At 68.8% G+C, this 17,795-nt stretch carries 18 protein-coding genes and 2 pseudogenes; 8 read left to right on the forward strand and 12 right to left on the reverse strand.

Annotation, left to right across the window (positions count from 1 at the left end):
- Positions 1-134: 134 nt before the first annotated feature.
- Positions 135-1,055: a hypothetical protein gene (locus POF73_RS23940; protein ID WP_272118894.1), complete on the forward strand. Its 921-nt coding sequence runs from the start codon at positions 135-137 to the stop codon at positions 1,053-1,055.
- 40 nt (positions 1,056-1,095) lie between these two features.
- Here POF73_RS23940 and POF73_RS23945 read toward each other — a convergent pair whose 3' ends face one another.
- From POF73_RS23945 to POF73_RS23955, 3 genes are all read right to left on the reverse strand, one after another.
- On the reverse strand, positions 1,096-1,323 hold the full coding sequence (locus POF73_RS23945) for a hypothetical protein (RefSeq protein WP_272118896.1): 228 nt from the start codon (positions 1,321-1,323) through the stop codon (positions 1,096-1,098).
- An 89-nt stretch (positions 1,324-1,412) separates the two neighbouring features.
- Positions 1,413-3,812, reverse strand: a complete 2,400-nt coding sequence (locus POF73_RS23950; protein ID WP_272118898.1) for a cation-translocating P-type ATPase — start codon at positions 3,810-3,812, stop codon at positions 1,413-1,415.
- Positions 3,813-3,926: 114 nt separating this feature from the next.
- Positions 3,927-4,223, reverse strand: a complete 297-nt coding sequence (locus POF73_RS23955; protein ID WP_272118900.1) for a DUF2530 domain-containing protein — start codon at positions 4,221-4,223, stop codon at positions 3,927-3,929.
- Positions 4,224-4,350: 127 nt separating this feature from the next.
- Here POF73_RS23955 and POF73_RS23960 point away from each other — a divergent pair, with 127 nt between their 5' ends.
- A complete protein-coding gene (locus POF73_RS23960; RefSeq protein WP_272118902.1) occupies positions 4,351-5,802 on the forward strand; it encodes an NCS2 family permease in 1,452 nt (483 codons plus the stop codon).
- Between the two features lie 19 nt (positions 5,803-5,821).
- Here the strand turns inward: POF73_RS23960 and POF73_RS23965 are convergent, their stop codons facing one another.
- Positions 5,822-6,004, reverse strand: a complete 183-nt coding sequence (locus POF73_RS23965; RefSeq protein ID WP_272118905.1) for a ribbon-helix-helix protein, CopG family — start codon at positions 6,002-6,004, stop codon at positions 5,822-5,824.
- 119 nt (positions 6,005-6,123) lie between these two features.
- Here POF73_RS23965 and POF73_RS23970 point away from each other — a divergent pair, with 119 nt between their 5' ends.
- Entirely contained in the window at positions 6,124-6,561 is a 438-nt protein-coding gene (locus tag POF73_RS23970) for a MarR family winged helix-turn-helix transcriptional regulator (protein ID WP_272118907.1), read from the forward strand.
- Positions 6,562-6,592: 31 nt separating this feature from the next.
- Positions 6,593-7,981 (forward strand): MFS transporter, encoded by a 1,389-nt coding sequence (locus POF73_RS23975; RefSeq protein ID WP_272118909.1) that lies wholly within the window; start codon positions 6,593-6,595, stop codon positions 7,979-7,981.
- Positions 7,982-8,009: 28 nt separating this feature from the next.
- Here POF73_RS23975 and POF73_RS23980 read toward each other — a convergent pair whose 3' ends face one another.
- Both POF73_RS23980 and POF73_RS23985 read right to left on the reverse strand, forming a co-directional pair.
- A complete protein-coding gene (locus POF73_RS23980; protein WP_272118911.1) occupies positions 8,010-8,540 on the reverse strand; it encodes a GNAT family N-acetyltransferase in 531 nt (176 codons plus the stop codon).
- A gap of 45 nt (positions 8,541-8,585) precedes the next feature.
- Positions 8,586-9,173, reverse strand: coding sequence for a Uma2 family endonuclease (locus POF73_RS23985; protein WP_272118913.1), 588 nt, complete (start codon positions 9,171-9,173; stop codon positions 8,586-8,588).
- Positions 9,174-9,287: 114 nt separating this feature from the next.
- On the opposite strand from POF73_RS23985, the gene thpR reads away from it, so the two are divergent.
- Positions 9,288-9,860 (forward strand): RNA 2',3'-cyclic phosphodiesterase, encoded by a 573-nt coding sequence (thpR, locus tag POF73_RS23990; RefSeq protein WP_272118914.1) that lies wholly within the window; start codon positions 9,288-9,290, stop codon positions 9,858-9,860.
- Between the two features lie 161 nt (positions 9,861-10,021).
- Here thpR and POF73_RS23995 read toward each other — a convergent pair whose 3' ends face one another.
- Entirely contained in the window at positions 10,022-11,014 is a 993-nt protein-coding gene (locus POF73_RS23995; RefSeq protein WP_272118916.1) for an aldo/keto reductase, read from the reverse strand.
- Positions 11,015-11,158: 144 nt separating this feature from the next.
- Here POF73_RS23995 and POF73_RS24000 point away from each other — a divergent pair, with 144 nt between their 5' ends.
- Positions 11,159-12,088: a nuclear transport factor 2 family protein gene (locus POF73_RS24000; protein WP_272118918.1), complete on the forward strand. Its 930-nt coding sequence runs from the start codon at positions 11,159-11,161 to the stop codon at positions 12,086-12,088.
- 55 nt (positions 12,089-12,143) lie between these two features.
- Here POF73_RS24000 and POF73_RS24005 read toward each other — a convergent pair whose 3' ends face one another.
- From POF73_RS24005 to POF73_RS24015, 3 genes and pseudogenes are all read right to left on the reverse strand, one after another.
- Complete coding sequence (locus POF73_RS24005) at positions 12,144-12,893, reverse strand: alpha/beta hydrolase family protein (protein ID WP_272118920.1); 750 nt, start codon at positions 12,891-12,893, stop codon at positions 12,144-12,146.
- A 155-nt stretch (positions 12,894-13,048) separates the two neighbouring features.
- Positions 13,049-13,447, reverse strand: a pseudogene (locus POF73_RS24010) (Uma2 family endonuclease).
- Positions 13,448-13,534: 87 nt separating this feature from the next.
- Entirely contained in the window at positions 13,535-14,215 is a 681-nt protein-coding gene (locus POF73_RS24015; protein ID WP_272118922.1) for an SGNH/GDSL hydrolase family protein, read from the reverse strand.
- 100 nt (positions 14,216-14,315) lie between these two features.
- Between POF73_RS24015 and POF73_RS24020 the strand changes: the two genes are divergently transcribed.
- Complete coding sequence (locus tag POF73_RS24020; RefSeq protein WP_272118924.1) at positions 14,316-15,287, forward strand: WD40 repeat domain-containing protein; 972 nt, start codon at positions 14,316-14,318, stop codon at positions 15,285-15,287.
- 54 nt (positions 15,288-15,341) lie between these two features.
- Here the strand turns inward: POF73_RS24020 and POF73_RS24025 are convergent.
- A pseudogene (locus POF73_RS24025) lies at positions 15,342-15,503 on the reverse strand (TetR/AcrR family transcriptional regulator C-terminal domain-containing protein); the annotation flags it as partial.
- A 197-nt stretch (positions 15,504-15,700) separates the two neighbouring features.
- Between POF73_RS24025 and POF73_RS24030 the strand changes: the two are divergent.
- Positions 15,701-17,215 carry a cellulase family glycosylhydrolase gene (locus POF73_RS24030; protein WP_272118926.1) on the forward strand — a complete coding sequence of 505 codons (1,515 nt, stop codon included), beginning with the start codon at positions 15,701-15,703 and terminating at the stop codon, positions 17,213-17,215.
- A gap of 94 nt (positions 17,216-17,309) precedes the next feature.
- On the opposite strand, the gene POF73_RS24035 is transcribed toward POF73_RS24030, so the two are convergent.
- Positions 17,310-17,795 carry a peptidase inhibitor family I36 protein gene (locus tag POF73_RS24035; RefSeq protein WP_272118928.1) on the reverse strand — a complete coding sequence of 162 codons (486 nt, stop codon included), beginning with the start codon at positions 17,793-17,795 and terminating at the stop codon, positions 17,310-17,312.

Here is a 17,795-nt window from a genome sequence, read left to right on the forward strand (position 1 = left end):
CCGACACAACCGGAACCCCGCGCCGCCCATCTGATCACATGGGCCAACAGGCCCCACGATCACTCGGGCCCCGACGCGACCGCCAGTGCAGCGAGCGATGACCAGCGGGGCCCCTTTCCGTATCAGGGGAACGCATGCGCAACAGAGCCACCGTGGCCGCCGTCTCCGCTCTCTCCGGCGCCCTGGCCCTCTCCGCCTTCGCAGTGCCTGCCGCGCAGGCCGACGACTCCGCCGTCTCCTACCGCGCGGCCGTCGCGAAGGTCCGCCAGGCCGCGCAGGCCGAGTCCGGCCGGGCCGTGGCCGCGGAGGACCAGCCGTACGCCCTGGACGTCTCCTTCTCCAACTTCAAGATCGCCAAGGCGGTCAAGGTCGGTACGACCAACCACGTCGCCACCACGGTGACGTACACGATGACCCACGGCGCCGACGTCAAGATCACCGCCGCGGACTTCATCACCGACCCGATCCTCTACCGGGGTTCCTCCGCCGCGCCGGACAACATGCTCTACGGCAACAAGCCGGCCAAGTGCACCGCGACCTCCGCGACCACCGCCGACTGCAAGGGCACCATCGACTTCTACCCGGGCTCCCACGAGCTCGCCAACTCGGACGCCGGCACCTGGAGGGCCGCCGCGGAGGCCACCGCCTTCAACGGGCAGAAGCCCGCGGGTGAGACCTTCGACATCACCAAGGTCGGCTACAAGAAGCAGGACGGCCTCGCCACCACGCTGGTCCAGCGCCACTCCAAGCTGACGGTGAACGCCGCGCCGGAGCCGGTGAAGAAGGGCAAGCCCATCACGGTCACCGGCAAGCTCTCCCGCGCCAACTGGGACCGCGGCACTTACAACGGCTACGTGAGCCAGCCGGTGAACCTGCAGTTCCGCAAGAAGGACAGCAACACCTACACCACGGTGAAGACCATCAAGACCAACGCCACGGGCGAGCTGAAGACCACGGTCACCGCGTCGGTCGACGGCTACTTCCGCTACACCTTCGCCGGTACGACGACGACGCCGGCGGCCACCGCCACGGGTGACTTCGTCGACGTCCAGTAGGACGACGCCTCAGGACCCTCTGGGGACTTGGAGCGGGGGCTCAAGCGCGCCGGGCGCGGCGGATCAGGCGGGACACCGGGAAGTACAGAACGGTGATGACCGCCCAGGCCGCCAGGAACTCGACCGCGAGGCGCTTGTCGCCCTCGCTCCAGAGGAGGGCGGTCACCCCCGGACCGCCGACCCACCACACGAGCAGGAAGAGGAGCAGGACGCATCCGACGGCCCCCTCGACCAGTTCGCCGAGGACCTGCTGGAGCCAGTCCCGCATGGTTCGTCACTCCCGTTGCAGCTGAGACGTCTACATGATCAACCGCCTCAGCTTAAGAACTCCTCACCGACCGATGCGAGGCACCCCGGCTACGCCGGGAACCGGCGATCGATCCACCGCCACGTGACCTCCAGGACGACCGCCGCCCCCACCGAGATCCCCACCGCGATCCACGGCATCGTCATCCCCACCAGCCGCAGCGCGAAGAACTCCTGGAGCCAGGGCACGACCAGCACCACCAGGAACCCGAGGCCCATCGCGGTCACCAGCGCCACACGCCACCACGTGTACGGGCGGGCGATGATCGCCAGCACCCACATCGAGATCAGGAACAGCGTCAGCGTCGCGACGCTCGTCTCCGCGTCCAACGCGCCCTCGCCCGTGTAGTAGTGACGGGCGATCAGATATGTCCCGAAGGTCGCGACCGCGGCCACCAGCCCGCCCGGGATCGCGTACCGCATGACCCGCCGTACGAAATGGGGTTTCGCGCGTTCCTTGTTGGGCGCGAGGGCCAGGAAGAAGGCCGGTACGCCGATGGTCAGGGTGGACAGGAGGGTCAGGTGGCGGGGCAGGAAGGGGTACTCCACCTGCCAGCACACCACCAGCAGCGCGAGCAGCACCGAGTAGACCGTCTTGACCAGGAACAGCGTCGCCACGCGCGTGATGTTGCCGATGACCCTGCGGCCCTCGGCGACCACCGACGGCAGCGTCGCGAAGCTGTTGTTCAGCAGCACGATCTGCGCGACGGCCCGGGTCGCCTCCGACCCCGAGCCCATCGCCACCCCGATGTCGGCGTCCTTGAGGGCGAGGACGTCGTTCACGCCGTCGCCGGTCATCGCGACGGTGTGCCCGTGGGACTGGAGCGCGCCCACCATGTCCCGCTTCTGCTGCGGGGTGACCCGCCCGAACACCGTGCCGTCGTCCAGCGCCGTCGCCATCGCGCCCTCGTCGCGGGGCAGCTTGCGGGCGTCGACGGTCGTGCCGGTCAGCCCCAGCTGGTTCGCGACCGCGCCGACCGACACCGCGTTGTCCCCGGAGATCACCTTGGCCCGGACGTTCTGCTCGGCGAAGTAGCGCAGGGTGTCGGCGGCGTCGGGCCGCAGCCGTTGTTCCAGTACGACGAGGGCGGCCGGCTCGGCTCCCTCGGCGACGGCGGGATCGTCCAGGTCACGGCGGGCGCGGGCGAGCAGCAGCACCCGCAGGCCCTGCTCGTTGAGGCGATCGGTTTCGGCCAGCGCCGGGTCCTCGGCGGGCAGGAGCACATCGGGGGCGCCCAGCAGCCAGGTGCCGGCCTCGCCGTTGCCCTCGCTGAAGGTGGCGCCGCTGTACTTGCGGGCGGAGGAGAAGGGCAGCGACTCGGTGCAGCGCCAGTCCTCGGCGTCGTCCGGGTAGGCGTCGATGACGGCCTGGAGGGAGGCGTTCGGGCGGGGGTCGGAATCACCGAGGGCGCCGAGCACCTTCCGTACGTACTCCTCGTCGCTGCCGCCCAGGGGCCGCAGCTCGGTGACGTCCATGCCGCCCTCGGTGAGCGTGCCGGTCTTGTCCAGGCAGACCGTGTCGACGCGGGCGAGGCCCTCGATGGCGGGGAGTTCCTGCACCAGGCACTGCTTGCGGCCGAGCCGGATGACGCCGATCGCGAAGGCGACGGAGGTGAGGAGCACCAGCCCTTCCGGGACCATGGGCACGATGCCGCCGACGGTGCGGGCGATGGAGTCGTCCAGGTCCTTGTTCTTCACGAACAGCTGGGTGACGATCAGGCCGATCGCGGCCGGGATCATCATCCACGTCACGTACTTGAGGATGGTGGAGATGCCGGAGCGCAGCTCGGAGTGGACGAGGGTGAAGCGGGACGCCTCCTCGGCGAGCTGCACGGCGTAGGCCTCGCGGCCGACCTTGGTGGCCTGGAAGGCGCCGCCGCCGGCGACCACGAAGCTGCCGGACAGCACCTGGTCGCCGGGCCGTTTGACGACGGGATCGGCCTCGCCGGTGAGCAGCGACTCGTCGATCTCCAGCCCGTCGGCCTCGACGCACACGCCGTCCACGACGGCCTTGTCGCCCGGCCCGATCTCTATCAGGTCGTCCAGCACGATCTCGGACGTACTGACCTCGCCGGTGACCCCGTCCCGCCGTACCGTGGGCCGCGCCTCGCCGATCACCGCGAGCGAGTCGAGGGTCTTCTTCGCCCGCCACTCCTGGATGATGCCGATGCCGGTGTTGGCGATGATCACGAAGCCGAACAGGCTGTCCTGGATCGGCGCGACGAACAGCATGACCAGCCAGAGCACGCCGATGATCGCGTTGAACCGGGTGAAGACGTTGGCGCGGACGATGCCGGCCATCGACCGGCTGCTGCGCACCGGTACGTCGTTGACCTGCCCCCGCGAGACCCGCTCGGCCACCTCGGCCGCGGTGAGCCCGCCCTTCGCCACCGGGACGGGCACGGGATGCGCAGAGCTGTCCACTTCGGCGCCCGCGTCGGTATGCGTCATGCATTCGACGGTACGTGCGGATTTACGGCTTCACCCGTTGAGTGGGCGGAAGTTCCGACCTGGGTAGGACCGGTGTCGTGCCGTGGTCGTGCCCTGGTTGTAGGGCGCGGCACCTCAGGACGACTGCGGTTCGCCGGCCGTTTGCCGGGGCTCCTCGCCGGCGGCCGCGCGCTTGAGTGCGGCGTCGCGCCTGCGGACGTACCAGATGCCGATGAGTCCGAGACCGGCGCCGGCCAGGCAGGTCCACACCCACCAGGTGGCGTCGCGGTCGGCGAACCAGCCGTAGAAGGGCAGCTGTACGAGAAAGAGGACGAACCAGATGATCGTGCCGCCGACGATGGTCGCGACAACGGGCCCTTCCAGGGGCTCCGGCGCCTCGTGCTTGGGGGATCCCGAAAAGAATGCGGCCATGGGGGACAGCTTACGAGGCGAACGGATCCAAGCGGATCTACGCGCGGAGATAGCCGTAGGCGGCTTTATATGTTCATACTGAAACGGTTTATGCCTGACCACTTCTCTTCGTAGGAACAACCAAAACATGTCCACCTCGGCTCCTGCCAAGGCCCCCACCCCTGAACAGCCGGGAGCCGGGCCCGCGAGCGGCGCACTCGACCGCTTCTTCAAGATCTCCGAACGCGGCAGCACCCTGTCCCGCGAAATCCGCGGCGGTTTCGCCACTTTCTTCGCGATGGCGTACATCATCGTGCTGAACCCGATCATCCTCGGCAGCGCGAAGGACATGTACGGCCATCAGCTGGACAACGGACAGCTGGTCACCGCGACGGCGGTGACGGCGGCGTTCACCACGCTGCTGATGGGCGTCATCGGCAACGTACCGATCGCGCTCGCCGCCGGTCTCGGCGTGAACTCGGTCGTCGCCCTCCAGCTGGCACCCCGCATGTCCTGGCCGGACGCCATGGGCATGGTGGTCCTGGCCGGCTTCGTGGTGATGCTGCTCGTCGCCACCGGACTGCGTGAGCGCGTCATGAACGCCGTGCCCTACAGCCTGCGCAAGGCCATCTCCATCGGTATCGGCCTGTTCATCATGCTGATCGGCCTCGTCGACTCCGGCTTCGTCTCCCGCATCCCCGACGCCGCCCACACCACGGTCCCGCTCCAGCTCGGCGCCGACGGTCACCTCAACGGCTGGCCGGTGCTCGTCTTCATCCTCGGCGCGCTGCTGACCCTCGCGCTGATCGTGCGCAAGGTCCCCGGCGCGATCCTCATCTCGATCGTCGCGATGACCGTGCTCTCCGTCGTCATCGAGGCCGTCGCGAACGTGCCGTCCTGGGGGCTGACGACCCCGAAGTGGCCCGGCAACCCCTTCGACAGCCCGGACTTCGGCCTGATCGGGCAGTTCAGCCTGTTCGGCGGCTTCGACAAGGTCGGCGCGCTGACCGGCACTCTCTTCGTCTTCACGGTCCTCCTCTCCTGCTTCTTCGACGCCATGGGCACGATCATGGGCGTCAGCGACGAGGCGAAGCTGACCGACGCCCAGGGGCAGATGCCGGGCATCAACAAGGTCCTGTTCGTGGACGGCTTCGCGGTCGCCACGGGCGGTGCCAGCTCCTCCTCGGCCACCACCGCCTTCGTGGAGTCCACGGCAGGCGTCGGCGAGGGCGCCCGCACGGGCTTCGCGAACGTCGTCACTGGCGCCCTCTTCGGTGTCGCGCTGTTCCTGACGCCGGTCGCCACCATGGTCCCGTCGCAGGCGGCCACCCCGGCGCTGCTCGCGGTCGGCTTCCTGATCCTCGCGAACTCCGTCAAGGAGATCGACTGGGCGGACTACACGGTCGCGATCCCGGCCTTCGTGACGATGGTGATGATGCCGTTCACCTACTCGATCACCAACGGCATCGGCATGGGCTTCATCACCTTCGCGGTGCTGCGCCTGGCTGCCGGGCGGGGCAGGGAGGTGCCGGTGGCGATGTACGTCGTCTCCGCCGTCTTCACCTTCTACTACCTGATGCCGGCGCTGGGACTCACATAAGGCGGCCACGCAAGACCGCTCACGTAAGGCCGTAGAACTTCTCGGTCTCGTCGACGGCGGTCTGGAACCGCTCGTCGAAGTCATCGCGGATGAGCGTCCGGACGACATAGTCCTGGACGCTCATTCCTCTTTTCGCCGCATGCTCCTTGAGTCGTTCGAGCAGCTCATGGTCTATCCGCAGGCTGAGCACGCTGGTCCCCATGGACACGAGGGTTGCCGCACGTGACGGTGCGGTGGGTCACGTTCCGCCACCGGATCACCCAGATGAGTGATAGTGCGCCGAGTGGTCTTTAGTCAGGGTAATGAGTTACGCTAAAGAACATGTCGGACCTTACCCATGGCGACGACGCTGCCGCCGTGAACTCCCTGCGCTCCGCAGTGATGCGACTGTCGCGTCGGCTCAAGCACCAGCGGGTCGACGAGTCGCTGAGCCCCACCGAGATGTCGGTGCTGGGCACCCTCTCCCTCTGCGGCAAGGCCACCCCCGGTGAGCTCGCCCGCAAGGAGCACGTCCAGCCGCCGTCGATGACCCGCATCGTGGCCCTGCTGGAGGCCAAGGGACTGGTCCGACTGGAGCCGCACCCCGAGGACCGGCGCCAGAAGGTCGTCACGAAGACCGAGCAGGCCGAGGCGATGCTCGAAGAGAGCCGCCGCAAGCGCAACGCCTTCCTGGCCACCCTGGTCGAGGCCCTCGACGAGGACGAGTGGGCGAAACTGCGCGCCGCCGCCCCCGTGCTGGAGAAGCTCGCACATCTGTAAGCAGCAGTCGGCCGCAAGGAGGCGAACACCTTTGAGTTCGGGACCCGGAGCAGACTCCGCCCCCGCACCAGACCCCGACGACTCCATATCCGCCCGCAAGACCGCCAGTCCCCTCGACACCGCCAAGCCCCGCAGGTCCTCGATGTTCAGCTCGCTGAAGGTCAGGAACTACCGCCTCTTCTTCCTCGGCCAGGTCGTCTCCAACACCGGCACCTGGATGCAGCGCATCGCCCAGGACTGGCTGGTGCTCAGCCTCACCGGCTCCGCCACCGCCGTCGGCATCACGACGGCCCTGCAGTTCCTGCCGATGCTGCTCCTCGGCCTCTACGGCGGCGTCCTCGTGGACCGGCTGCCCAAGCGCCGTACGCTGCTCGTGACGCAGACCTCGATGGCGGTCACCGGTATCGCGCTCGCCGTCCTCACCCTCACCGGGCACGTCCAGGTCTGGCACGTCTACCTGGCCGCCTTCGCCGTCGGCCTCGCCACCGTCGTCGACAACCCGGCCCGCCAGTCCTTCGTCTCCGAGATGGTCGGCCCGGACCAGCTGCAGAACGCCGTCAGCCTGAACTCGGCGAACTTCCAGTCGGCCCGGCTGGTCGGCCCCGCCGTCGCCGGCCTGATGATCACCGGTGTCGGCACCGGCTGGGCGTTCCTCGCCAACGGCCTGTCCTTCGTCGCGCCCATCACCGGACTGCTGCTGATGCGGGCGCGCGAGCTGTACGCCGTCGAGCGGGCCCCGCGCGGCAAGGGCCAGCTGCGGGAGGGACTGCGCTATGTCGCGGGGCGCCAGGAGCTGATCTGGCCCATCGTCCTCGCCGGGTTCGTCAGCACCTTCGGCTTCAACTTCCCCGTCTATCTGTCCGCCTTCGCCGACGACGTCTTCCACGCGGGCGCGGGTTCCTACAGCCTCTTCAACACGCTGATGGCGGTCGGCTCCCTGACGGGCGCGCTGCTCGCGGCCCGGCGCGGTACGGCCCGGATGCGGGTGCTGATCGCGGGGGCGGTGGCCTTCGGCACGATGGAGATCGTGGCGGCCCTCGCGCCCTCCCTCTGGCTGTTCGCCCTGCTCATGGTCCCGATCGGCATCTTCGGCATGACGGTCAACGTCACCGCCAACAGCAGCATCCAGATGGCCACCGACCCGGTCATGCGGGGCCGTGTGATGGCCCTCTACATGATGGTCTTCATGGGCGGCGCACCGCTGGGCGCGCCGATCGCCGGCTGGATCACGGACGCGTACGGCGTCCGGGCGGGCCTGGCGGCGGGCGGTGCCGTCACCGCCGCCGCGGCCCTCACCATCGCCCTGGTCCTGGCCCGCGTCGGCGGACTGCGGCTGTCGGTCGGCTGGCATCACGGCCATCCGCAGGTGCGGTTCGTGCCCCGGCAACGGCAGGAGGAGCACTTGGCGACGGCGGCCTGAGCGCACGCCGTCGCCGACGGCCCGGAGGTCAGACCCTCCGGGCCAGCACCTGCCCCGGCCAGTCCTCCGAACCCGTGTAGGTCTCGGTGCGGACGAAGCCGTTGCCCTCGTAGTAGCGGACGAGCTTGCCGTCGCCGCCCGCGTAGCAGTCCACCCGCAGCAGGGAGACGCCCGCCCGCCGGGTCACCTCTGCGGCGTGCGCCAGCAGGGCGCTGCCCGCGCCGTACCCCTTGAAGCGGCGGTCGGAGGCGAGCCAGTGGATGTAGCGCTCGGGCTCGCCGGGCGGCGGGAGGTGGGCCAGATAGGCGCCGGGCGAGTCGGTGAGGGTGAGGGTGGCGGCCGGTACGCCGTCGACCTCGGCGATGAAGGCTTCGCCCTCGTCCATGTAGCGGGTGACCGACTCCACCGTCCTCGGGCTCTGCGACAGCGGCTTCGTCCCCCACTGCCCGGTGCGCCCCTGCGCGACCAGCCACTCCACGCCGCTGTCGAGCATGCCGAGTATCACGGGGACGTCGTCGGGTCCGCCTTCTCTGATGGTGATCGTGCTCCGGGATTCCATGCCCCCATGATCTCCCGTTCGAGATCACCCCAGGGGGCGTCCGGGTCAGTCGCGGGAGAACTCGTCGGTCTTGAGGACCAGGCCGACGGCGGTCCCGGTCAGGTCGATGTCCTCGCCGAAGGAGAAGCTGACGTCGCTGTGGTACTTGCCGTCCTTTGGCAGGGTGTGCAGATGCCACTCGCCTGCGTACGGGTCCACGATCAGGTACACCGGTACTTCGGCCGCGGCGTAGGTGTCCTTCTTCGACCCGTAGTCGTTGGCGGCCGTGTCCTTGGAGATGACCTCGGCCACGAATTCGACGTCCTGGTAGCGCCAGCGGCCCTTGCTGTCCTTCACGGACCGCTCGGCCATGGCCGCCAGGTCACAGGCGAAGCCGTTCAGATGCCCGGGGAAGTCGATCCGCACGTCCGACGCCAAGCGCTTTTGCGAGTACTTGGCATCCAACTGCTTCGCGATGCCGAAGATGATCTCCCAATGGTTCTGCCGCTGCGGTGACATGAAGATGTTCCCCCCGACGATCTCTACCTTCGTTCCCTCGGGGATGGGCATCTTCTCAACGCACTCGAACATGACGTCCAGAGTCAGCTCGCCGCACTCTTCGGCCATCTCGATCCTGTCGTCAAGGACGGTCATCGTGGCGCTCCTCGCCGGCCGCCGCTCGGTCACGGTCAGCCGCGCAGTACAACGATACGCACGGTGACCGGGACACGGGTGGGCGTGCATGTGTTCGGCAGTGAGACTGGACGCATGAGACTCTTCGCCGCCGTGCTGCCCCCCGAGGAAGTGGTCCAGGAACTCGCCCTGGAAGTGGCCGCGTTGCGGAAGCTCCCCGGCGCCGACGGTCTGCGCTGGACCGGCCGCCCCGGCTGGCACTTCACCCTCGCGTTCTACGGCGAGGTCGACGACGACCTCGTACCCGACCTGTCGGCCCGGCTGGAGCGCGCCGCGCACCGTACGCCGGCCTTCCGGCTGGGGCTCAGCGGCGGCGGTCAGTTCGGGCGTGGGCGCGCGCTCTGGGCGGGTGCGGAGGGGGACCTGGAGGCCCTTCGGCTGCTGGCGGACCGGAGTGAGGCGGCGGGCCGCAAGGCCGGGGTGGACATGGGGGAGCACCGCAGGTACAAGCCCCATCTGACGGTGGCGAGGAGCCGGTCGGCGGTGGACGTACGGCCGTACGTCTCGGCTCTCGACGCGTTCACGAGCCGTATCTGGACGGTGGCCGAGCTCGTGCTGGTGCGCAGCAACCTGCCGAGGTCCGGGGTGGAGGGTGAGCAGCCCCGGTACGAGGCGGTCGGTCGCTGGCCGCTCGCAGCGGCCGGTTAGGCTCGGTTCCGTGGACCCGAAAACCCGTAACCGGATCATGGCCGGTGCACTCGTGCTGATGTTCGTCTTCGTGGGACTGGCGGCGGCCCTCGGCAAGTGACCGAGCGCCACCGCCGCGCCCGCACGAACCCCGTAACGACGCGACCCGGACCGGCGAACCCCTACCAGGCGAAGGCCTCCGGAGACGGACCCGGGCCCGGGAACACCTCGTCCAGCCCGGCCAGCAGCTCCTCGCTCAGCTCCAGCTCGGACGCCCGCAGCGCGGATTCGAGCTGTTCGGCGGTGCGCGGGCCGACGATCGGGCCGGTCACGCCCGGGCGGGTGAGCAGCCAGGCCAGCGCGACCTCGCCGGGCTCCAGGCCGTGCTTGTCGAGCAGGTCCTCGTAGGCCTGGATCTTCGCCCGTACGGCCGGGTCGGCGAGGGATTCGGCGGCCCGCCCGGAGCCGCGCCGGCCGCCCTCGACCTCCTTCTTGATGACGCCGCCGAGCAGTCCGCCGTGCAGCGGCGACCAGGGGATCACGCCGAGGCCGTACTCCTGCGCGGCCGGGATGACCTCCATCTCGGCGCGGCGCTCGAAGAGGTTGTAGAGGCACTGCTCGCTGACGAGGCCGATGGTGCCGCCGCGCCGGGCGGCGATCTCGTTGGCCTGGGCGATCTTGTACCCGGGGAAGTTGGACGACCCGACGTAGAGGATCTTCCCCTGCTGGACCAGCACGTCGATGGCCTGCCAGATCTCCTCGAAGGGAGTGGCGCGGTCGATGTGGTGGAACTGGTAGACGTCGATGTAGTCGGTCTGCAGCCGCTTCAGTGAGGCGTCGACGGCCCGCCGGATGTTCACGGCCGACAGCTTGTCGTGGTTGGGCCAAGCCGCGCCGTCCGCGCCCATGTTGCCGTACACCTTGGTGGCGAGGACGACCTTGTCGCGGTTGGCGGTGCTCTTCGCGAACCAGTTGCCGATGATGCTTTCGGTACGGCCCTTGTTCTCGCCCCAGCCGTACACGTTGGCCGTGTCGAAGTAGTTGATGCCCGCGTCCAGGGCCGCATCCATGATCGCGTGACTGTCCGCTTCGTCCGTCTGCGGACCGAAGTTCATGGTGCCGAGGACGAGGCGGCTGACCTTGAGTCCCGTGCGTCCGAGCTGCGTGTACTTCATGGCTTGAACGCTAGCTGTGTGGAGTGCGCTCTAGGCAAGGGGTCCTGACGGTGTTGACACTAACTGAGGGATAGTGCTTTCCTTCGGGAAGTGCAACCTTGAACTTTCAATATCTCCTTCCCATGTCCCTGACGGGAGAACACCATGCCCCCCACCACGTCAGTTCGCCGTGCCCTCGTGGCTGTCCTCGCCTCCGCCGCCGTCCTGGGCGCCGCCGCCGTACCGGCGGTCGCGGCACCGCACACCGCCTCCGTCCGTCATGTCGGTTACGGCGATGCCGCCAGCCTCGGCTACCAGAAGGCCGTCGCCGAGCGCGTCCTCAAGGGCGTGTTCGAGCAGGGCGACACCGAGGTCGTCGACCGCTACGTCCGCCCCGACTACATCCAGCACAACCCGCTCGCGCCGGACGGGGCGGAGACGCTGAAGAACCTGGGTGTCTCGGTCCACCAGCAGTTCCCGGACTTCCGGTACGACATCAAGCGGGTCATCTCCGAGGGCGACCTCGTGCTGGTGCACTCCAACGTCGTCGCGACACCGGGGGCGCGGGGGCAGGCCGTGTTCGACATCTTCCGCTTCCAGGGCGGGCGGATCGCCGAGCACTGGGACGTCGGGCAGGACGTCCCCGCGACCTCGGCCAACGGCAACGACATGTTCTCGACGGAGAGTTGGCCGCGCACGCAGCAGCCGGGGCCGGCGTGGCTGACGGCGTACAACAAGCAGCTGGTCACGAAGGCCTTCGACCAGTTGCTGGTCCGCAAGGACCTGTCCGCGATCGACCGGTACTGGGGTCCCGAGTACCACCAGCACAACCCGTCGATCGCGGACGGCGTAGCGGGCGTGAAGGCCGGCCTGGGCGGGTTCTTCGAGGCGTTCCCGCAGCTGAAGGTCACGCCGAAGCGGGTGATCGCCGAGGGGGACCTGGTCGCCGTCCACAGCCACTACGTGAACGCGCCGGGAGAGCGGGGGCAGGCCATCGTGGATCTGTTCCGGGTGCGGGCCGGGAAGATCGTGGAGCACTGGGACGTGATCCAGGATGTGCCGGCCACGTCCGCGAACGACAACACCATGTTCTAGACCCTGTCCCAGTGGCTCGTCACGAGGTCACTGGTCTGCGCCCGCCTCCCTCTTCTCAGCCGAGGTGGCGGGCGAAGAACCGCAGCGTGCTGTCCAGTTCGAAGGCCGGGAGCTCCGCGTGCCCGCCGGGGTTGGCGTGCAGGGTCTTCTCGGCCGAGGCCAGCGCGTCGAACAGCGCCAGGCCCTGGGCGCGCGGCACGCGCTCATCGTCCCACTGCAGCAGGAACTCCACCGGGACGGTGATCCGCGCGGCAACCTCGGCCGCCGACCCGAGTGCCCCGCCCAGGCCCAGTACGGCGGCGCGCACCCGGGGTTCGGCGGCGACGAAGGGAACGCCGAGGCCGCAGCCGAGGGACACACCCCAGTAGCCGACGGGGCCGGGGCCGACGTACTCGACCTCCTGGACCGCATCCAGAACCGCCTGCCATTCCGGGACGGTCCGGCGGGCCACGAGCGCCTGGAAGTCGGCGATCAGCGGGGCGAGTTCCTCTCCGGCGGCCACGCGGGCCTGGTTCTCGGTGGCGATCCGGTCGTACTCCTCGTGGACCGGCCGGTCGCCGTGGCCGGGTACGTCGACCGCCACGACGGCGAAACCGCACTCGGCCACGAAGCGGTGGGCGCGGGCCACGATGCCGGGGGCCTTCTTGTGATGACCGCCGCCGTGCCCCATCAGGATCAGGGGCCGGGTACCGGTGGCGCCTTCCGGGGTCCACAGGACGCCGGGTATGTCGTCGGGAGTCTCACCGAGGGTGAAGAGTCGTTCGGAGACGCCGTCGGAGGATGTCACAACAGAGGTGAAGCGCATAGCGTTTCGAGCCTTTCGGGGTGCCTGCTGCGGGCGCTCCCCTAGGCCATGCGGGGGAGGGGGGCCCGACCTGTCAGTGCGTTGATCGGTCTCACCTCCTCGGGGCGTCACGGTGCACGGCGGCTGTCAACTTAACACCGGCGGCCGTGTTTCGCTCAGTCGCGGGGGAAGCCGTCGGTCTTGAGAACGAGGTCGACCACCGTGTCGGTCAGGTCGATGTCGGTGCCGAAGTCCACCGACGTCCTCACGGCGTAGTCGCCGTCCTTGGGGTGGGTGTAGACGTAGCACCGCCCCTGGTAGGGATCGGCGATGACGTAGACGGGGACCTCGCCACTGCGTAGGCAGCCTTTTTCGGCCCGTAGTCGTTGGCGGCAGTGCCCTCGGAGATGACCTCGGCGACGAACTCGACGTCCTGGTGACACCAATGGCCTTTGTCGTCCTGCTTTGACCCTGAATCCTTCGCGGACGGGCATCCGCTCAAGGCGCTCGAACCACTCGTCCAGGCGCTCGGTGTTCGCGTCGGCCATCTTGATCCTGTCTTGAAGGACGGTCATCGTGACGGTCCTCCCCGGCTGCCCCACGGACAGGCGTAGCCGCGTAGTACAACGATACGCACAGTGACCATGGCACGGAGAGGAAACTCACGCCGCGTACGGCTCGCCCAGGTCCCAGGCCTGGTACATCGCCTCCGCGAACGCCTCCGCGATCTTGTGCTCGCCGCTCGCGTTCGGGTGGGTGCCGTCGTACGTGTCGAGGTTGATGTCGTACGACGGGGGAGGGGAGGTCAGGAGGAGAGGGGAGCGGGGCTCGTCCAGGTCCGCGACGGTCTTCGCCAGCAACTCGTTGAAGCGGGTCACCTGGGCCCCGAAGGGCTCGTCGGACTCGGCGCGGACGTTCGGGATCACCGGCAGGACCACGATCCGCACCCGGGGGTTCGCCGACCGTGCCTCGGCCACGAAGCCGCGGACGTTCTCCGCCGTCTGCTCGGCGTTCGTGTAGAAGCCCAGGTCGATCAGGCCCAGCGAGACCAGCAGCACATCGGCCCGGCACGACCGCACCGCCTCGCCGATCAGCGGCGCCATGTGCAGCCAGCCCTCGCCCCAGCCGGCCAGGTGGGCGCGGGGGAAGGCGGGGTCGGGGTCGGCGTACTCGTACGACGTGGGCGCGTCCGTCGCCTTGTCGTACAGGGTCTCGCGCGGGCCGACGAGGGCGAAGGGGCCGTCGTATGTCTCACGCAGGTGCTGCCACATGCGGTAGCGCCATGTGTGTTCGCCGGCGCTGCCGATGGTCTGGGAGTCGCCGACGGGCATGAACCTGAGCATCCGCTCATGATGGACGATCGCTACCTATCGGTAGTGGCGGGCGGGGTGTGAAGCCTGACACGCCGCCCGAACGGTCGGAGCGGATGGCAGGCTTGAGGGCATGCGTCGACCGCTCGCCATACTCGCCGGGGTCCTCCTCACCGGTGCCCTCACCCTGCCCGCCTCCGCCGCCGACGGGAACGAGGACTTCACGATCAAGGACCCGCGGATCACCGAGTCCAGCGGCCTCGCCGCCTCCCGGCAGCACCCGGGCATCTACTGGACCCACAACGACCAGGACGAGGGCGCCTACCTCTACGCCGTCGACAGCAGCACCGGCGAGACCGTCGCGACGATCACCATGACCGGCGTGGGCACCCCGCGTGACGTCGAGGCGATCTCCATGGGGCCGGACAACCAGCTCTACGTCGGTGACATCGGCGACAACGACGGTGTCGAGTGGCCCTATGTGTGGGTCTACCGGCTGCCCGAGCCCAAGACGCTCAAGGACCAGTCCGTCCGTGCCACGCAGTACGTCGTGAAGTACTCCGACGGCACGCGTGACGCCGAGTCACTCGTCGTGCACCCCAAGACCGGGCGCGTCTACATCATCGACAAGCAGGAGGACGGCGGGCACCTGTACGAGTCACCGGCCGAGCTCTCCCCTTCCGGGACGAACGTCTTCAAACCCGTCGCCCCCGTCGACCTCTGGGCCACCGACGCCGCCTTCTCGCCGGACGGCAAGACCCTCGCCGTACGCGGCTACTTCGGCGGCATCGCGTACGACTGGAACGGCGGCAGGCTCAAGCGGCTGGAGCGCATCAGCGTGCCCCTCGGGCAGGGGGAGTCCATCAGCTACTCGCCCGACGGGACCAAGATCATGCTCGGGAGCGAGGGGGCCGGCAGTGCCGTGGTGGCGAAGGACGCCCCCGGGGGCTCCGGATCCTCCGACTCGTCCTCCGGCAGCGGGAGTTCGGCCTCCTCGGACGACGGGGGCGGTGGCATGGGCGGGGACATCAAGGTCGGCGCCGTCGCGGTGGTCGTCGCCTGCGTCGTCGTCTTCGGACTGCGGAGGCTGCTGCGACGGGGGTGAGGCTCCTGAGCCGGATCGCCATGATCGCGGAGCCGACGCCCTGGCCGACAGGGCCTAGGCAGGCACTGTCGTCGCCGTCGTCCCCCCCCGCCCGGCAACAAAGACCTCCAGTCCGTCCAGGATCCGTTGCAACCCGAACTCGAAGTGGTCGAAGTCGGGGCCCTAGGTGTTCTCGTCGAGGGAGGCCGTGAGGGGGTAGCGCCCGGAGGGCATGGCGGTGTTCCTGCCGCTCGCGGTGCGCCGTTTTTCAGAAGCTCAGCCGCTGATTCCGGAAGCTGAGCCGTTGACTGAGCGGGCTGATGCCGCGCACCTCCTTGACGTGCCGATGGTGCGTCAGTTTCCTGGGAGGTGCGCGGTGCATGGGAGCGCTCCCATCCGTTCCGGGGCCGCGCCTCTCCGAGAGGAGCAGGGACATGTTCCGCAGCTTGCGAAGAGGGCTGTGTGCGGTGGTCGCGGCGCTGCTGTTACCGCTGGCCGGGGTCGGTGCGCAGCCGGCCGGTGCCGCCGAGGCGGGCGCCGGCTACTGGCACACCAGCGGGCGGCAGATCCTGGACGCGGCCGGGCAGCCGGTCCGTATCGCCGGGATCAACTGGTTCGGCTTCGAGACCGGCAACCACGTCGTCCACGGCCTGTGGGCCCGCGACTACAAGAGCATGCTCGACCAGATGAAATCGCTGGGCTACAACACCCTCCGCCTCCCCTTCAGCGACGACATCCTCAAGTCCGGCACCATGCCGGACAGCATCAACTTCGCCGACGGCAAGAACGCCGATCTGCAGGGGCTGACGTCCGTGCAGGTCCTGGACCGGATCGTGGCGTACGCCGGCCAGGCCGGCCTGAAGATCGTCCTGGACCGGCACCGGCCGGACGCGGGCGGGCAGTCGGCGCTCTGGTACACGGCCTCGGTCCCGGAGTCGACATGGATCGCCAACCTGAAGTCGCTGGCGACGCGCTACAAGGGCAACACCACCGTGATCGGCATCGACCTGCACAACGAGCCCCACGATCCCGCCTGTTGGGGCTGCGGCGACACCACGCGCGACTGGCGGCTCGCCGCACAACGGGCCGGGAACGCCGTCCTGTCCGTCAACCCTGACCTTCTGATCATGGTCGAGGGCGTCCAGTCGTACAACGGCGTCAGCGGCTGGTGGGGCGGCAACCTCATGGGCGTGGCCCAGTACCCGGTGCAGCTCGACGTCCCGAACCGGCTGGTCTACTCCGCGCACGACTACGCGACGAGCGTGGCCCAGCAGCCCTGGTTCGGCGACCCGTCCTTCCCGGACAACCTGCCCGGCGTCTGGGACCGGTACTGGGGCTACATCTTCAAGCAGAACATCGCCCCGGTCTGGCTCGGCGAGTTCGGTACGACACTCCAGTCGACGGTGGACCAGAAGTGGCTGACCGCGCTGGCGAGCTATCTGAGGTCGACCTCGGCACACGGCGCGGACTCCTTCCACTGGACCTTCTGGTCCTGGAACCCCAACTCCGGTGACACGGGCGGCATCCTGAAGGACGACTGGTCGACAGTGGACACGGTCAAGGACGGCTACCTGGCGACCATCAAGGCGCCGGGCTTCCCGGGAAGCGGGGGAGGCGGCGACCCCGACCCGGATCCCGGCGGGGGCACGGCGGCCTGCAGTGCCGTCTACACCGTAAGCAGCGACTGGGGCGGCGGCTTCAACGCCGAGGTGAAGGTGACGAACACGGGTTCCTTGCCGGTCAAGTCCTGGAAGGTGACGTGGACTTGGGGCGGGGCGCAGAAGGTCACCAGCATGTGGAACGCGTCGTACGCACAGAGCGGGGGCACCGTCACCGTCTCGAACGCCGACCACAACGGGGCGATCGCGGCCGGTGGCTCGGCGAGCTTCGGGTTTTCGGGGGCGCCCGGGGGCGGGGGTGTGCATGGTGTGAGCTGTACGGCGACCTGAGCGCGAGGTCTACGACGGGGTGAGCGCGAGGGGCGCCCGGGTGAGTGCCGGGCGCCCCTCATCGTCGTACCGCTTGAGACGGCTGTGGCGTCGTTCAGCAGGCCCTGGCCCACTTGTGGGAGGCGATGTTGTCGTTCAGGGACTGGTTGTCCCCTCCGGCGCCGCCTCCGTTGGGGCCGAATTTGATGTGCACGATGTTTTCGAGGTAGCGGCCGTTCCCGAGGCAGTACCAGGCACCCGTTTGGCCGGGCCCGTAGTAGACGATGACGTCGTCGTTCCCGCTGGGGAAACCGCTGTTCTGGAGGGAGCTTGCCTTGTTGCGCATGTTTCCGCCGGGGGAGCAGGTGTTCCAGTTGCCGTCGTTGAGCGACCACTTGCAGTAGCTGCCGCCCCTGTTCTGGTGCTCGTACGCGTAGAGGTTGCCGTCCGCGAGGGGGCCCACGGGCGCCTCGGCGGCAACACGCCGTGCGGACAGGTCGCGGTCGAGGTCGGACGCCTGTGCGGTGGCGGGCAGGGCGGACAGCGTCAGGGCGGTGAGGCCTATCGCTGCCAATGCAGTGGTGATCTTGGTCTTGGTCAC

This window comes from Streptomyces sp. HD, from assembly GCF_028369295.1.
Classification (GTDB): Bacteria; Actinomycetota; Actinomycetes; order Streptomycetales; family Streptomycetaceae; genus Streptomyces.

Bases quoted from the DNA above. Each gene is read 5' to 3' on its own strand.
- POF73_RS23985 (WP_272118913.1), bottom strand. From the start codon at position 9,173: ATGACCGTCCTTGACGACAGGATCGAGATGGCCGAAGAGTGCGGCGAG.
- POF73_RS23960 (WP_272118902.1), top strand. From the start codon at position 4,351: ATGTCCACCTCGGCTCCTGCCAAGGCCCCCACCCCTGAACAGCCGGGA.
- POF73_RS23995 (WP_272118916.1), bottom strand. From the start codon at position 11,014: ATGAAGTACACGCAGCTCGGACGCACGGGACTCAAGGTCAGCCGCCTC.
- POF73_RS24005 (WP_272118920.1), bottom strand. From the start codon at position 12,893: ATGCGCTTCACCTCTGTTGTGACATCCTCCGACGGCGTCTCCGAACGA.
- POF73_RS23940 (WP_272118894.1), top strand. From the start codon at position 135: ATGCGCAACAGAGCCACCGTGGCCGCCGTCTCCGCTCTCTCCGGCGCC.
- POF73_RS24020 (WP_272118924.1), top strand. From the start codon at position 14,316: ATGCGTCGACCGCTCGCCATACTCGCCGGGGTCCTCCTCACCGGTGCC.
- POF73_RS23970 (WP_272118907.1), top strand. From the start codon at position 6,124: ATGTCGGACCTTACCCATGGCGACGACGCTGCCGCCGTGAACTCCCTG.
- POF73_RS24000 (WP_272118918.1), top strand. From the start codon at position 11,159: ATGCCCCCCACCACGTCAGTTCGCCGTGCCCTCGTGGCTGTCCTCGCC.
- thpR (WP_272118914.1), top strand. From the start codon at position 9,288: ATGAGACTCTTCGCCGCCGTGCTGCCCCCCGAGGAAGTGGTCCAGGAA.
- POF73_RS23955 (WP_272118900.1), bottom strand. From the start codon at position 4,223: ATGGCCGCATTCTTTTCGGGATCCCCCAAGCACGAGGCGCCGGAGCCC.
- POF73_RS23950 (WP_272118898.1), bottom strand. From the start codon at position 3,812: ATGACGCATACCGACGCGGGCGCCGAAGTGGACAGCTCTGCGCATCCC.
- POF73_RS24015 (WP_272118922.1), bottom strand. From the start codon at position 14,215: ATGCTCAGGTTCATGCCCGTCGGCGACTCCCAGACCATCGGCAGCGCC.
- POF73_RS24030 (WP_272118926.1), top strand. From the start codon at position 15,701: ATGTTCCGCAGCTTGCGAAGAGGGCTGTGTGCGGTGGTCGCGGCGCTG.
- POF73_RS23965 (WP_272118905.1), bottom strand. From the start codon at position 6,004: ATGGGGACCAGCGTGCTCAGCCTGCGGATAGACCATGAGCTGCTCGAA.
- POF73_RS23980 (WP_272118911.1), bottom strand. From the start codon at position 8,540: ATGGAATCCCGGAGCACGATCACCATCAGAGAAGGCGGACCCGACGAC.
- POF73_RS23945 (WP_272118896.1), bottom strand. From the start codon at position 1,323: ATGCGGGACTGGCTCCAGCAGGTCCTCGGCGAACTGGTCGAGGGGGCC.